Here is a 14,849-nt window from a genome sequence, read left to right on the forward strand (position 1 = left end):
CGGGCTCTCCGGGGCGTCCCCGGGGCTTGATGTGTGCGTGTGCACGCACCATACATTTGCGTGCACGCACACGCAAATGGCTCCGGTCACGGCTACACCACGGCCTCCGGCCGGTCAAGGTTTCACCCACTTGTGGGCGTGCCGCGCCCGGGCGCGTGATCATGGGCCTATGCAGTTCCGGCACGGCAACCGAGCAGAAGGCGCCCCGCCCGCGACACCGGCCCCCCGGCCCCTCGCGGCAGCGGCGGCCGCCTACGCCGCGAGCCTCGGCTCGATGCCCGAGAACAGGAGCGACGCCGACAGCAACAGCAACAGCGACAGCAACAGCCCGGACCTGCTCCGAGACCTGCTCGCCACCGCCCCGGTCGGCGTCGCCCTGCTCGACGACCAGTTGCGCTGGCAGTACCTGAACCCCGCCTTCACCGCCTTCACCGGGCTGCGCCGTGCCGACCTGCTCGGCCGCCCCGCCGAGGCCACCGCCTTCGCCGGCGCCGCACCCACCCTGCGCCGCGTCCTCGCCGACGGACACGACCGCGAACACGCCACCGGCGGGCCCGAGAGCCCCGGCTCCCCCGTCCCACCCGGCCTGCGGGTGCGCTACCGACCGCTCGAACACGCCGGGCGGACCACCGGCGTGGTCGTCGTCCTCGACGACCCGGACCCGGCCCGCGGCCGTCTCCACGAGCTCGAACAGGCCCGCGCCCGGCTCGCCCTGCTCCACGCCGCCGCCGAGCGGATCGGTACCACCCTCGACGTCTCCACCACCTGCGCCGAGCTCACCACCTTCGCCGTGCCCGGCTTCGCCGACCTCGTCACCATCGACGTCCTGCCACCCGATGCCGACCCGGCCCGGCCCGGACACGGCGTGCCCCTGCGGCTGCAGCGCGCGGCCGTCGACGCCGTCCCCGCCCTGCGCGCCGCCCTCGGCGAGTCGGCCCGGCCCGGCGAGTCCGTCCGCCACGGGGAGGGCTCGGCCGCCACCCGCAGCCTCGCCGGTGGCGTCGCGGTCCTCACCGAACCCGGCCCCGAGGACGCGGGCCCAGTCGGGATCACCTCCCTCCTCGTCCTACCGCTCGTCACCCACGACCGGCTCGTCGGCCTGCTCACCCTCGGCCGCAGCGCCGCCACCCCCGCGTTCACCCCGGACGAGGCCGCGCTCCTCGGCGCTCTCGCCGCCCACGCCGCCACCGCCATCGATCATGCCCGCCGCTACACCCGCTCCCAGGGCATCGCCCTGGAACTCCAGCGGGCCCTGCTCACCGAACCCGGCAACCCGCACCAGAACCTCCTCCTCGCCTCCCGCTACCTGCCCTCCGGCACCAGCTCAGTGGTCGGCGGCGACTGGTACGAGACGGTCCGGCTACCGTTCGGCCGCACCCTGCTCGCGATGGGAGACGTCATGGGACACGGCGTCGAGGCCGCCGTCGACATGAGCCACTACCGCTCGACCCTGCGCGACATCGCCGGCATGGACCTGCCGCCCCACCGGATCCTGCGCCAACTCGACAACGTCATCTCCTCCAACGACACCGCCCGGCCCGCGACGTGCCTGCTGGTCCTCGCCGACCCCGGCCGCGGCCGCTGGACGCTCTCCAGCGCGGGCCACCTGCCGCCCGCCCTCATCACCCCCGACCACGCCACCGAACTCCTGCAGGTGCCCACCGGCCCACCCCTCGGCACCGGCCTCGGCGGCTACGAGCAGACCACCCACCCGCTCACCCCCGACCAGACCCTCCTGCTCTACACCGACGGCCTGGTCGAACGCCGCGACGAGGACATCGACGCCTCCCTCGCCCGCCTCGCCGCCCTCCGCCTCCCCGCCACCGGCGACCTCGACGACCTCCTCGACGCCGTCCTCCACACCCTCGCCCCACCCGGCCCCACCACCCACGGCACCACCACCGACGACGACATCGCCCTCCTCGCCGCCCGCCCCAGACCCCGCTGACCACGCCCGCCCGCCCGCTCGGCGACCGCGATCGGCCCGGGCAGGTCGGTGACCCTGGTTGGTGGTCGGGTTGGAGACGGTCTCCAGGTGCAGCACCCGGGTGTTGGGCCGCAGGGCCGCCGCGACCTCGGCCTGGTCCTCGCCCCGGACGTGGGTGGCCTCCACGCCCCAGCACTCCGTGAGGTCGGCGAGCATGGCGAAGGTGCCGCCGTACAGGCTCTGTTGGGCGATCACGTGGTCGCCGGAGCGCAGCAGGGCGAGCCGGACGGTGTTGATCGCGCCCATGCCCGAGGCGGTGGCGATGGCGTCCGCGCCGCCTTCGAGGTCGGCCACCGCGGTCTCCAGCGAGCGAATGGCCTTGACTGCGGGTCACCAACTTTCCTCAGGCCGGCCATCTGGCAAGGGAGTTACGAGATTCGATCGCCCGCCTACTTCGTGAACCGCTCCCGATGGCCGGCAATCAGGTCGCGATACCAGGCGTACGAGGCCTTCGGCGTGCGGCGCTGCGTCTCGAAGTCAACGTGGACCAGACCGAAGCGCTGACTGAACAGCCCCTCCGCCCATTCGAAGTTGTCGAGGAGGGACCAGGTGTAGTAGCCGCGGATGTCGATGCCCTCGGCGACGGCCTGGGCGAGGGCGTCGAGGTGGGCGGCCATGAAGTCGATGCGAGGCTGGTCGGGGGTGGTGGATTCGGTGACGGAGCAGCCGTTCTCGGTGATGGTGATGGGTGGGAGGGCCTTGCCGTAGGTGTCGCGGAGGGAGAGGAGGAGGCGGGTGAGGGCGGTGGGGACGACGGGCCAACCGAAGGCGGTGTGGGGGACGTCGGGGATGTCGACGAGGTCGAAGGGTAGGGCGGTGTCGGTGGGGGCGGCGACGCGGGTGGGGTTGTAGAAGTTGAGGCCGAGGCCGTCGAGGCCAGGGGTGTGGATGAGGTCGAGGTCGCCGGGGTGGACGGCGCCGTAGATGTCGTCGGGGACGCCGAGGGCGGAGAGGTCGGGGTAGCGGCCGAGGAGGACGGGGTCGGTGAACAGGCGGTTGTGGAGGGTGTCGTAGGCCGCGGCGGCGGCGAGGTCGGCGGGATCGGAGGAGGCCGGCTCGACCGGGGTGAGGTTGTTGGAGAGCATCGCCTCCAGGCCGCGGTCGTGCAGGACCGTGGCGGCCAGGCCGTGGCCGAGGAGCTGGTGGTGGGCGGCGGGCAGCGCCTCGAACATCAGGGCGCGGCCGGGGGCGTGGGTGCCCAGGGCGTAGCCGAAGACGGTGTGAACGAAGGGCTCGTTGAGCGTGATCCAGGCAGGGATCCGGTCGCCGAGGCGATCGACGACGATCGCGGCGTACTCGGCGAAGCGGTAGGCCGTGTCGCGGTTGAGCCAGCCGCCGTTGTCCTCCAGACCCTGCGGGAGGTCCCAGTGGAAGAGCGTGGGCAGCGGGGTGATGCCCGCCTCCAGCAGCGCGTCCACCAGGCGGTCGTAGAAGGCGAGGCCGGCCTCGTTGACGGCGCCGGCGCCCGTGGGCAGGATGCGGGACCAGGCGACGGAGAAGCGGTAGCCGTCCAGCCCGAGGCCCTTCATCAGCTCGATGTCCTCGGGGTACCGGTGGTAGTGGTCGCAGGCCACCGCCCCGGTGTGGCCGTCGCGGACGGCGCCGGGCCGGGCGGCGAAGGTGTCCCAGACGGACGGTCCGCGGCCGTCCTCCCCCACCGCCCCCTCGATCTGGTACGCGGCGGTGGCGGCACCCCAGCGGAAGTCCGCCGGCAGGTCGAAACGGTCCGGCATGGCAGCCTCCTGACGAGAAACGTGAGGGGAAATCATGTTACTGACGTCACGCCACGGCGCCAGAGGACGATCCATCCCAGAGGACGATCCACCGCCATCCGGATGTGACAGACCGCAATGACCCCAAGCCCACTTGACCCCCAGTCGCCCGGCGATAGCCATCGCTGCACGTCAGCCGGTAGACAACCCGCGCTGTCCGCTCGCCGGAAGATGCCTCCGGGACGGCCGTGTTGGAACGTGTGCTCCCTGGCGAGTCCCCTGGCTGGTTGCCTGTCAGACCCAGCCTCCCCGGCCCTCGGGGTAGGCGGCCTGCTCTCCCACGCCGCGAGCAGCCGGGCGACCTGCTGGACGAAGAACGGGTTGCCGCCGGTCCGGCGGTGCACCAGGGCGGCGGTCTCGGCCGCCGCCGGCGGCCCGTACCGGGCCAGCAGCGTTCCGACGTCCGTCACGTCCAGACCGCCGAGCACCACCACCTCGGCATCCGGCAGCGGGTGGCCGTCGGACAGTTCGACGTCCCGGTAGGTGCCGATGAGCAGCAGCGGCTCGTGCCGGGCACGCCCGGCCAGGCACCCGAACAGCAGCAGGGCGGCGGCGTCGACCCACTGCAGGTCGTCCGGCGCCACAAGCAGTCGGCGACCGTCCCCGTAGCAGCGCCCCCGCGCTGCGGTCGAACTGAGCGAGCCGGGAGTCCGCACTGCTCGTCCGGGCAGCCGCGACTTCCGTGAACGGTCGTCAGTCGGATGTGCGTGCGCCCCGGTTCACGAGAGGGCGCGCCAGGCGGTGTTCAGGGACTCGCGGAAGCGGTCGGCCTCCTCGGCGGTGAGTCCGGCGACCATGCGCGCCTCCAGTTCCCGGGTCGAGGCGGCGTACTCGGCGAGCAGGTGGCGGCCCGGCTCGGCGAGCAGCACGAGGCGTTCGCGGCGGTTGCCGGGGTTGGGCTCGCGACGGATCAGGCCGCGTCCCTCCAGGGTGCGGATCATGTCGGCCATCGACTGGGCGGTGACGAAGGAGTCGCGGGCCAGCTGGGCGGCCGAGATGCCGTCGTGCCGCTCCAGCACCGTGAGCGCCGTGTACTGCAGCGCGGTGATGCCGGCGGGCTTGAGCAGCTCGTCGAGCCGTGCGCGCACCGCCAGCTCCGTCCTCTTGACCAGGTACAGCAGCGAGGTGCCGGTCACTGCGGGTCGGTCCATCTCGTTCCCTTCGCGAGCGCCGTCCGGTGCGGCGGCGTGGCCAAGCCTAAGGCATTGACAGGAATCCTGATGATTGACGAGACTGCCGTTCATCAGGATTCCTGTCGATCCTGGCGCCATCCCCTCCCATCACTCCCACGAGAGGTGCACCCTCATGGATCTCCAGGGCAAGGTCGCCGTCGTCACCGGCAGCGGCCGCGGTCTCGGACTCGCGTACGCACAGGCCCTCGCCGCGGCCGGCGCGGCCGTCGTCGTCAACGATGTCGACCGGGCAACCGTGGATGCCGCCGTCGCCGCCATCACCGCCGCCGGCGGCCGCGCCACCGGCGCCGTCGCCGCGGTCGGGGACAGCGAGGCCGCCCAGCTGCTGGTCGACACCGCCGTGACGGAGTTCGGCAGCCTGGACGTGCTGGTCACCAACGCCGGTATCCTGCGCGACCGGGTGCTGTGGAAGATGACCGACGAGGACTTCGACGATGTCGTCCGCGTTCATCTGCGCGGCACCTTCACCTGCGCCCGCGCCGCCGCGATCCGCATGCGCGAGCAGGGCACCGGCGGCCGGCTCGTCCTGATCTCCTCGCCGGCCGGCCAGCGCGGCAACTTCGGCCAGACCAACTACGCCGCCGCCAAGGCCGGCATCGTCGCGATGGCCCGCACCTGGGCGATGGAACTCTCCCGCGCCGACATCACCGTCAACGCCGTCGTCCCGGTCGCCGCCACCGAGATGACCAGGACCATCCCGGCCTTCGCCCCGGTGATCGAGGAGGCCGAGCGCACCGGCAACCCGCTGCCCGACTGGCTGCGAAAGGAGGAGGGACTCGGCACCGTCGAGGACGTCGCCGCCCTGATCACCTTCCTCGCCTCCGACGACTCCAAGGACGTCACCGGCCAGGCCATCGGCATCGGCGGCGACCGCCTCGCCCTGTGGGCGCACCCCCGGGAGAAGGCTGTCGCCCTCGCCGACGGCGGCTGGAGCGCCGACGCCATCGCCGCGCAGTGGCAGGGCGGCGTCGGCGCCGAACCCGAGACCTACGGCATCCCCGCGCCCAAGGCCCCGGAGGCCTGACATGGTCGACCTCGCACACGACCTCGCACTCGACCTCGACCGGCTCACCGCCATCGACGTGCACACCCACGCCGAGATCTCCAAGGACGGCCACGGCGCACTGAGCCCCGAGCTGTTCGGGGCCTCCGAGGCGTACTTCAAGGCGCACGGCCACCGGCAGCCCACCATCGACGAGATGGCCGAGCACTACCGCGAACGCCGGATGGCCGCCGTGGTCTTCACCGTCGACGCCGAACACGCCACCGGCCATCCGCGGATCTCCAACGAGGAGATCGCGGAGAGCTGCGCCGCCCACCCCGACGCGCTGATCCCGTTCGCGAGCATCGACCCGCACAAGGGCCGTGCGGGGGTGCGGGGGGCCCGGCGCCTGGTCACGGACTACGGCGTCCGCGGCTTCAAGTTCCACCCCAGCATCCAGGCGTTCTCCCCGAACGACCGGCTGGCCTACCCGCTGTACGAGGCGATCGAGGAGCTCGGCGTGCCCGCCCTGTTCCACACCGGCCAGACCGGCATCGGCGCCGGCGTCCCGGGCGGCGGCGGCATCCGGCTGAAGTACTCGAACCCGATGCTGGTCGACGACGTCGCGGTGGACTTCCCGGAGCTGCGGATCGTCCTCGCCCACCCGTCCTTCCCCTGGCAGGACGAGGCGCTGGCGGTGGCCACCCACAAGCCGCACGTGTACATCGACCTGTCCGGCTGGTCGCCCAGGTACTTCCCGCCGCAGCTGGTGCGCTACGCCAACACGCTGCTCAAGGACAAGGTCCTGTTCGGCTCCGACTACCCCGTCATCACCCCCGACCGGTGGCTGGCGGACTTCGCCCGACTCGACATCACGCCCGAGGTCCGGCCGAAGATCCTCAAGGAGAACGCGGCCCGACTGCTCGGGCTGCGCACGGACTGAAGGAGCACCCGTGCTGAACCAAGGCATCGGCTCGTGGCCCGCCCGTCGGGCCCGCAAGACGCCCGACCGGGTCGCGGTCGTCCACGAGGGCAGCAACCGGACCTACCGTGAGCTGCACCAGCGCGTCCTGCAACTCGCCCACGGCCTGCGGGTGTCGGGCGTGGAGCGGGGCGACCGGATCGCGTACCTGGGGCCCAACCACCCGGCCTTCCTGGAGACCCTGTTCGCCGCCGGAGTCCTGGGTGCCGTCTTCGTCCCGCTCAACACCCGCCTCGCCGCCCCGGAACTGGCGTACAACCTGGCCGACTCGGGCAGCACCGTCCTCGTCCACGCGCCGGAGCAGGCCGGGGCCGCCCGGGCCGCGGCCGAGGAGGCCGGAGTCCGGCACCGGATCGCGCTCGACGGACCCGGCCAGGACGTCTCCGGCTACGAGGAGCTGATCGCCGGCGTCTCCGGTGAGCCGCTGGATCTCGCCGTCGCCCCGGACGACCCCTGCATGATCATGTACACCTCGGGGACCACCGGCCGTCCGAAGGGCGCGGTGCTCTCGCACGGGAACATCACCTGGAACAGCGTCAACGTCCTCGTCGACACCGACCTGGCCGGCGACGAGGTGACCCTGGTCGTGGCGCCGCTGTTCCACACCGGGGGCCTCAACATGTCCTGTCTGCCCACCCTGCTCAAGGGTGGCCGGGTGGTCCTGCACCGGGCCTTCGACCCCGAGCGGGTGCTGGAGACGATCGAGCTGCTGCGCGTCACCTACATGTTCGGCGTCCCGACGATGTACGACGCGATGGCCGCCCGGCCCCGCTGGGCCACCACCGACCTCTCCAGCCTGCGTACTCTCAACTGCGGCGGCGCACCGGTGCCGACCCGCACCATTGCCGCCTACCTCGACCGCGGCCTGGCCTTCAGCCAGGGCTACGGCATGACCGAGGCGTCGCCCGGCGTCCTCTTCCTGGACGAGGAGCAGGCCTCTGCCAAGGCCGGCTCCACCGGGGTGCCGCACTTCTTCACCGACACGCGTGTCGTCCGGCCCGACGGCAGCGACGCCGGGCCGGGGGAGCGCGGCGAGGTCCTGGTCCAGGGCGCCAACGTGATGACCGGCTACTGGGGCCGGCCGGAGGAGACCGCGGCCGCGTTCACCGACGGCGACTGGCTGCGGACGGGCGACGTCGCCCGCACCGACGCGGACGGCTACGCCTACATCGTCGACCGGGTGAAGGACATGTTCGTGTCGGGGGCGAGAACGTCTACCCGGCCGAGGTCGAGGACGCGATCCTCGCCCACCCCGCCGTCGAGGAGTGCGCCGTCATCGGCGTGCCCGACCCGGTCTGGGGCGAGGTCGGCCGCGCCGTCGTGGTCCTGTGGGCCGGCGCTCGCGCCAACGAGCACGACATCCTCGGCCACCTGCGGGGCCGGCTCGCCAAGTACAAGATCCCCAAGTCGGTGGTGCTCGCGCAGACCCTGCCCCGCACGACCACCGGAAAGATCGTCAAGGCCGCCGTCCGCGAGCTGCATGCGTCCGGGGACCCCTCCGCGTCCTGACAGACGCACCGTCACACCACGTGTCCACAACGGAAAAGGACTTTCCATGCCCACCACCGCCCACGGCATCGACGGGCTCAAGGCCCTCGGCGGCGCCGACCTCGGCCGCACCGAGTGGCGCGAGATCACCCAGGACCGGGTGAACACCTTCGCCGACGCCACCGACGACCACCAGTGGATCCACACCGACCCGGAGAAGGCCAAGGACGGCCCGTTCGGCGGCCCGATCGCCCACGGCTACCTCACCCTCTCGCTCATCATCCCGCTCTTCGGCGAGCTGCTGGACATCACCGGCATCTCCATGAGCGTCAACTACGGCCTGGAGAAGGTCCGTTTCCCCAGCCCCGTCCCGGTCGGCGCGGAGATCCGGCTGCACGGAGCCGTGGGCGCGGTGGAGGAGCTCAAGGGCAACGGCGTGCAGATGCCGCTGACCTTCACCGTCGAGGTCCAGGGCAGCGAGAAGCCGGCCTGCGTGGCCCAGGCCGTCTACCGCCACTACGCCTGACCGGTCCCCTGGCACGAAGGCCCTTCGGCCCGGGACGGACCACGGAGTCCGTCCCGGGCCGAAGGGCCCTTTCGTCATTCCTTCCTCACCGGCTACCACCGGATCGCCCGCTGATCCGCGATGGCCGGTCCTATCAGGTCGCGTCGGCTGCGGCAGACCACACCGGCCGCCGGAGGGTGACGCCGATGCTCGGGGCGCACCTGGTCCGCCATGACGCACGCCCGGGCCGGAAGGGAGGCTGCCGGTCGCGCCATTGCGGCCGGGAGGTGCCGCGGCGCCCCCGACCGCCCGAATCTCCCGGCGTGCGCGGTGTCCGCCCCGGCCGGAACCGAGGAGGCTTCAGCCGAAGTCCCGGACGGCCCGCATGCCCTTGGCCCGCGCGGTCGCCCACAGCTCCTCGGCCTCGAACAGGTCGAGCACCCCGGCCGCTCGGACCGGTTCGGTTGACGCGGCCAGCACGCCCCCGCTGAAGGTCGTGCTGATCGCGGTGTCGCCGGGCAGCGGCCCGACCACGACCACGCCGGGCAGATCCATCAGCTCACTGTGCTGCTGGAAGGCCAGCTCGACCCCGCCGGAGGCGAGCAGGCTGCCGGCCGGGACCCCCGGAGGCGCCTGGACGAGCCGCGGTGCGAGCTCCGCGGCGAGACCCAGCCGGGCCGTCAGCTCGACCAGCGCCGTACCGCTGGGGCCGGTGGAGTACGCGATCCGCCGTGCGGCCAGCAGGGCTGCCCGCAGGTCGGACTCCGAGGCGAGGGCGGGCAGCGGCGACCCCTCGGGCACAGCGGCGACCACCTGCGAGACCCACAACGGACGCAGCGTGCCGCCGACCAGCAGCCCCGCCCCCTCCAGCCCCGCCATCGCGTCCTCGGCGAGCACCAGCAGGTCGCCCTCGGCTCCTTCGCGCACCCGCCGTGCGACCTCGACCCCGCCGGCCGACTCGAACCGCACCTGTGCGCCGTAGGAGTGTCGGAGATGGTCGGACAGCTCGGCCAGGAGCTGCCTGGTCGCCATCGAGGACAGACCGGTGATCTCTCGGGACACGTCGTTCTCCTTGTGGGCGGCCGCTGCCACGGCGGGTGAACGGGCGGCTCAATGCCTGTCTGAGACACTGACCGCGTGAGCGCAACCCGGAGCACGGCGGCTGGAAAAGTTCTCGAAGTCCTCTCGACGTTCGGCCGCGACTGCCGGTCGCAGACCCTGTCGGAGATCGCACAGCGTACGGGCCTCGCCCTGAGCACCGCCCACCGGGTTGTCGCCGAGCTGGCTGCCTGGGGCGCCCTGGAGCGCGGCGAGGACGGCTCCTGGCACGTCGGGCTGCGGCTCTGGGAGATCGCCTCGGGCTGCCCGCGCAGCCAGATTCTGCGCGACGTGGCGCTGCCGTTCATGCAGGACCTGTACGAGGCGACGCACGAGAACATCCAGCTCGCGGTGCGCGAGGGCACCGAGCTGGTCTTCGTCGAGCGGATCGCCGGGCACCGCTCGGTGGAGCTGGTGACCATGGTCGGCTCGCGTTTCCCGACCGGCTCCACCGGGATGGGCCGGGTGCTGCTGGCGCACGCGCCGGGCGACATCCAGGAGGCCGTGCTGGGCGCGCCGCTGCGGGCCTGGACCCCGCACACCGTCACCGACCCGAAGACTCTGCGCGCCCAGCTGGACCGGATCCGTCGCGAGCAGGTCTTCGTGAGCGACCGCCAGCTCTCGGAGAGCACCGTCGCGGTGGCCGCACCCGTGCGGATCGGCCGGACCGGCCCGGTCGGCGCCGCGCTCGGGATCGTCATCGCGGCGAGCAGCGCGAGCCGCGCCCGCGGCCTGCGGGAGCCGCTGCTGCGGGCCGTGCACGGCATCTCCGACGAACTCGGCCGACGGGCCCGCGCGACGGTCTGAGTCGGCGATTCCAGAGAGGACTTCCGCCTGGCGGAAGTGGTGCTGACCGGCGGAGGTCGCGGATGCCAGCGTTCGGGGTGTTCCGAACCCGCGCAGCCGCTCAGGAGATCCCATGGCCGAGGCCACCGCCGACACCGTCACCTCGGTACCCGTCGCCGTCGTCGGAGCCGGTCCGGCCGGCCTCATGCTGGCCCACCTGCTCGGCCGCGCCGGGGTCGACACGGTCGTCGTCGACACCCGCACCCGGCAGGAGATCGCCACCACCCATCGGGCCGGCATCCTCGAGGCCGACGTCGCCCGGGACCTGGTCGAGACCGGCGTGTCCGACCGCGTCGTGCGCGAGGGCCACGAGCACGAGGGCATCGAACTGCGCTTCGGCGGACGGCCGCACCGCATCGACTTCAAGGAGCTGGTGGGCGCGTCCACCTGGCTCTACCCGCAGACCGACGTGTTCACCGACCTGGCCGACGCCCGGGAGCGCGACGGCGGCACGGTCCTGTTCGGGATCGAGGACACCGAGGTCCTCGACATCACCACCGACGCCCCCCGGGTCCGCTGCACCCTGCCCGACGGGAGCCGGCGCGAGATCCGGGCCCGGTACGTGGTCGGCGCCGACGGTTCGCGCAGCATGTGCCGCGACCTGGTGCCCGAGGACCGGCGGGTGCGCCACGGCAAGGAATACCCGTTCGCCTGGTTCGGCATCATGGCCGAGGCCCCGACGAGCGCGCCCGAGCTGGTCTACGCCCACTCCGAGCACGGCTTCGCGCTGATCAGCCAACGCACCGAGACGGTGCAGCGGATGTACTTCCAGTGCGCCCCCGACGAGTTGGTCGACGCCTGGAGCGACGACCGGATCTGGGAGACCCTCCAGGCCCGGGTGGCCGGGCAGGACGACTTCCGCCTCACCGAGGGGCCGGTGCTGGAGAAGACGGTGCTGCGGTTCCGCTCCTTCGTCCAGGAGCCGATGCGCTGGGGCTCGCTGACCCTCGCCGGCGACGCCGCGCACACCGTGCCGCCGACCGGCGCCCGCGGACTCAACCTCGCGCTGCACGACGTGAAGGTCCTCGCCGACGTCCTGCTGCGGGCCCTCGGCGGCGAGGGCGACACCGCGCTCGACGACTACCAGCCGCGCGCCCTCCAGCGGATCTGGCGGGCCCAGAACTTCTCCTCCTGGATGACCCGGCTGCTGCACACCGAGCCCGGCGACACCTCCTTCGACCTGCGCCGCCGACTCGGCGAGCTCGACAACGTGGCGGGCACCCGGGCCGGCCGCAGGTACCTCGCCGAGCAGTACACCGGCTGGCCCACCGGCACCCGGGCCTGACCCGACCCACGACCCCGCACGACCACCAGGAGGCCCCCGTGATCATCGACTGCCACGGCCACTTCACCACCGCCCCAACGCAGTTGGCCGCCTGGCGGGACCGGCAGGCGGCGGCGGCCGGCACCCCCGGCGACGCGCCCGACCCCGACGAGCTGGTCATCACCGACGACGACCTGCGCGGCGCGATCGAGGGCAACCAGTTGCGGCTGATGGACGAGCGCGGCATCGACCTGACCGTCTTCTCCCCGCGGGCCAGCTTCATGGCCCACCACATCGGCGACTTCGAGGTCTCCTCGGTGTGGGCGCGGATCTGCAACGACCTGGTCCACCGGGTCAGCCGGCTCTACCCCGACCGCTTCGCGATGGGCGCGATGCTGCCGCAGTCGCCGGGCGTCGACCCCGCCACCTGCCTGCCCGAGCTGCGCCGCGCGGTCGAGGAACTCGGCGCGGTCAGCGTCAACCTCAACCCCGACCCCTCGGGCGGGCACTGGACCGCGCCGCCGCTGACCGACCGCAGCTGGTACCCGCTCTACGAGGCGATGGTCGAGTACGACGTCCCCGCCATGATCCACGTCAGCACCTCGTGCAACCCGGCCTTCCACACCACCGGCGCCCACTACCTCAACGCCGACACCACGGCGTTCATGCAGCTGGTCCAGGGCGACCTGTTCGCCGACTTCCCGACGCTGCGGTTCGTCGTCCCGCACGGCGGCGGCGCGGTGCCGTACCACTGGGGCCGGTTCCGGGGCCTGGCGATGGCGCTCGGCCGGCCGGACCCGGAGGAGCTGCTGGACAACGTCCTCTTCGACACCTGCGTCTACCACCAGCCGGGCATCGACCTGCTCACCCGGGTGATCCCCAGCCGGGCGGTCCTCTTCGCCAGCGAGATGATCGGCGCCGTCCGCGGCGTCGACCCGGACACCGGGCACCACTTCGACGACACCCGGAGGTACGTCGACGCCACCCCGTACCTCTCCGGCGAGGAGCGGACCGCGGTCCGCTCCGGCAATGCCCTGCGCGTCCACCCCCGGCTCGCCGCCCGCCTCGCCGCGGCCGGCCGCCTCGCCGCCGCCGATCGCTGACCCCAGGAGAAGAACCATGGAACACACCGAGATCGGGGTCGTCCGCACGTCGATCACCCGCGCAGACCCCGAGGCCGTCGCCGCGCTGTCGGCGTTCGGCGTGGCGACGATCCACGAGGCGATGGGCCGGGTCGGGCTGATGCGCCCCTACCTGCGCCCGGTCTACCCGAGCGCCCGCCTGTGCGGGACGGCGGTGACCGTGCTGCTGCAGCCCGGCGACAACTGGATGCTGCACGTCGCCGCCGAACAGATCCGCGAGGGCGACGTCGTGGTCGCCGCCTGCACCACCGAGAGCGAGGACGGCTTCTTCGGCGAGCTGCTCGCCACCTCCTTCCGCGCCCGGGGAGCCCGCGGCCTGGTCATCGACGGCGGCGTGCGCGACACGGCCGACCTGGAGCGGATGGACTTCCCCGTCTTCGCCCGGGCCGTCAACGCCAAGGGCACGGTGAAGGCCACCCTCGGCTCGGTCAACGTGCCGGTGATCTGCGCCAACGCCCTGGTGCGGCCCGGCGACGTCGTGGTGGCCGACGGCGACGGCGTCGTCGTGGTGCCGCGCGAGCGGGCAGCCGAGGTCGCCGAGGCCTCGGCGACGCGGGAGGCCGCCGAGGAGGGCAAGCGCGCCCGGTTCCGGACCGGCGAACTCGGCCTGGACATCTATGGCATGCGCGGCCCGCTGGCCGAGCTCGGACTGCGATACGAGGATCGATGACCACACCCTTCGAGAAGACCCCCGGCTGGCTGGACTGGTACGCCGACCCGAGCCGCCCGCGGTTCGAACTGCCCGCGGGCGCCGTCGATACCCACTGCCACGTCTTCGGCCCCGGCGCCGAGTTCCCGTACGCCCCCGAGCGCAAGTACACTCCCTGCGACGCATCCAAAGACCAACTCTTCGCACTGCGCGACCAGTTGGGATTCACCCGGAACGTCGTGGTGCAGGCGACCTGCCACGGTGCCGACAACCGGGCCATGGTCGACGCCCTGCGCGCCTCCGGCGGCCTGGCCCGGGGAGTGGCCACCGTGCGGCCCGGAATCCCGGACGCGGAACTGCGCGAGCTGCACGAGGCCGGCGTCCGCGGTGTCCGGTTCAACTTCGTCAAGCGACTCGTCGACGCGGCGCCGCGGCAGGACCTGCTCGACGTCGTCGAACGGATCGCACCGTACGGCTGGCACGTCGTCGTCTACTTCGAGGCCGCCGACCTCGCCGAGCTGCGCGACTTCCTGCTCTCCGTCCCGGTGCCGCTGGTCGTCGACCACATGGGCCGCCCCGACGTCACCGCGGACCCGCACGGCCCCGACTTCGAGGCCTTCCTCGACCTCCTGCGCGCCCGACCCGACATCTGGTGCAAGGTCACCTGCCCGGAACGGCTGTCGGCGGACGGCCCGCCCGCCCTCGACGGCGAACAGCGGGCGTACCGCGACGTCGTCCCGTTCGCCCGCCGCGTGGTCGAGGAGTTCCCCGACCGGGTGCTGTGGGGCACCGACTGGCCACACCCCAACCTCACCGACCACATGCCCGACGACGGCCTGCTCGTCGACTTCGTCCCGCACATCGCGCCCACGCCGGCGCTGCGGCACAAGCTCCTGGTCGCCAACCCGATGCGCCTCTACTGGCCGGACGCCGACTGACCG

Annotated in this window: 13 protein-coding genes and 2 pseudogenes; 10 read left to right on the plus strand and 5 right to left on the minus strand. The window is 72.6% G+C overall.

Annotation, left to right across the window (positions count from 1 at the left end):
- Positions 1-274 precede the first annotated feature (274 nt).
- Entirely contained in the window at positions 275-1,948 is a 1,674-nt protein-coding gene (locus tag ACIO5E_RS23980) for a SpoIIE family protein phosphatase (RefSeq protein WP_400671226.1), read from the plus strand.
- Positions 1,949-2,065: 117 nt separating this feature from the next.
- Here ACIO5E_RS23980 and ACIO5E_RS23985 read toward each other — a convergent pair.
- The 4 genes and pseudogenes from ACIO5E_RS23985 to ACIO5E_RS24000 form a co-directional block, all read right to left on the minus strand.
- Positions 2,066-2,281: pseudogene (locus ACIO5E_RS23985) on the minus strand (PLP-dependent transferase); the annotation flags it as partial.
- Positions 2,282-2,376: 95 nt separating this feature from the next.
- Positions 2,377-3,720, minus strand: a complete 1,344-nt coding sequence (locus ACIO5E_RS23990; protein WP_400671228.1) for a GH1 family beta-glucosidase — start codon at positions 3,718-3,720, stop codon at positions 2,377-2,379.
- Positions 3,721-3,752: 32 nt separating this feature from the next.
- Entirely contained in the window at positions 3,753-4,343 is a 591-nt protein-coding gene (locus ACIO5E_RS23995; protein WP_400671231.1) for a hypothetical protein, read from the minus strand.
- 135 nt (positions 4,344-4,478) lie between these two features.
- Positions 4,479-4,910 (minus strand): MarR family transcriptional regulator, encoded by a 432-nt coding sequence (locus tag ACIO5E_RS24000; protein ID WP_280679051.1) that lies wholly within the window; start codon positions 4,908-4,910, stop codon positions 4,479-4,481.
- 154 nt (positions 4,911-5,064) lie between these two features.
- Here ACIO5E_RS24000 and ACIO5E_RS24005 point away from each other — a divergent pair, with 154 nt between their 5' ends.
- From ACIO5E_RS24005 to ACIO5E_RS24020, 4 genes and pseudogenes are all read left to right on the plus strand, one after another.
- Entirely contained in the window at positions 5,065-5,976 is a 912-nt protein-coding gene (locus ACIO5E_RS24005) for an SDR family oxidoreductase (protein WP_400671234.1), read from the plus strand.
- A gap of 1 nt (position 5,977) precedes the next feature.
- On the plus strand, positions 5,978-6,877 hold the full coding sequence (locus tag ACIO5E_RS24010; RefSeq protein WP_400671237.1) for an amidohydrolase family protein: 900 nt from the start codon (positions 5,978-5,980) through the stop codon (positions 6,875-6,877).
- A 10-nt stretch (positions 6,878-6,887) separates the two neighbouring features.
- Positions 6,888-8,425, plus strand: a pseudogene (locus ACIO5E_RS24015) (long-chain fatty acid--CoA ligase).
- A 46-nt stretch (positions 8,426-8,471) separates the two neighbouring features.
- The gene (locus tag ACIO5E_RS24020; protein WP_400671240.1) at positions 8,472-8,930 is read left to right on the plus strand and encodes a MaoC family dehydratase; all 459 of its coding nucleotides are present in this window, start codon (positions 8,472-8,474) and stop codon (positions 8,928-8,930) included.
- Between the two features lie 339 nt (positions 8,931-9,269).
- Here ACIO5E_RS24020 and ACIO5E_RS24025 read toward each other — a convergent pair whose 3' ends face one another.
- On the minus strand, positions 9,270-9,971 hold the full coding sequence (locus ACIO5E_RS24025; RefSeq protein ID WP_280679061.1) for a substrate-binding domain-containing protein: 702 nt from the start codon (positions 9,969-9,971) through the stop codon (positions 9,270-9,272).
- A gap of 75 nt (positions 9,972-10,046) precedes the next feature.
- On the opposite strand from ACIO5E_RS24025, the gene ACIO5E_RS24030 reads away from it, so the two are divergent.
- From ACIO5E_RS24030 to ACIO5E_RS24050, 5 genes are all read left to right on the plus strand, one after another.
- Positions 10,047-10,814 (plus strand): IclR family transcriptional regulator, encoded by a 768-nt coding sequence (locus ACIO5E_RS24030; protein ID WP_400671244.1) that lies wholly within the window; start codon positions 10,047-10,049, stop codon positions 10,812-10,814.
- Between the two features lie 112 nt (positions 10,815-10,926).
- Complete coding sequence (locus tag ACIO5E_RS24035; protein ID WP_400671247.1) at positions 10,927-12,138, plus strand: 4-hydroxybenzoate 3-monooxygenase; 1,212 nt, start codon at positions 10,927-10,929, stop codon at positions 12,136-12,138.
- A gap of 38 nt (positions 12,139-12,176) precedes the next feature.
- The gene (locus tag ACIO5E_RS24040; protein ID WP_400671249.1) at positions 12,177-13,220 is read left to right on the plus strand and encodes an amidohydrolase family protein; all 1,044 of its coding nucleotides are present in this window, start codon (positions 12,177-12,179) and stop codon (positions 13,218-13,220) included.
- Between the two features lie 16 nt (positions 13,221-13,236).
- Positions 13,237-13,929, plus strand: coding sequence for a 4-carboxy-4-hydroxy-2-oxoadipate aldolase/oxaloacetate decarboxylase (gene ligK / locus ACIO5E_RS24045; RefSeq protein WP_280679069.1), 693 nt, complete (start codon positions 13,237-13,239; stop codon positions 13,927-13,929).
- Positions 13,926-14,846, plus strand: a complete 921-nt coding sequence (locus ACIO5E_RS24050) for an amidohydrolase family protein (protein ID WP_400671252.1) — start codon at positions 13,926-13,928, stop codon at positions 14,844-14,846. The genes ligK and ACIO5E_RS24050 overlap by 4 nt, the downstream gene beginning before the upstream one ends.
- Positions 14,847-14,849 lie beyond the last annotated feature (3 nt).

The sequence above is a fragment of the Kitasatospora sp. NPDC087314 genome (assembly GCF_044744365.1).
Taxonomy (GTDB): Bacteria; Actinomycetota; Actinomycetes; order Streptomycetales; family Streptomycetaceae; genus Kitasatospora.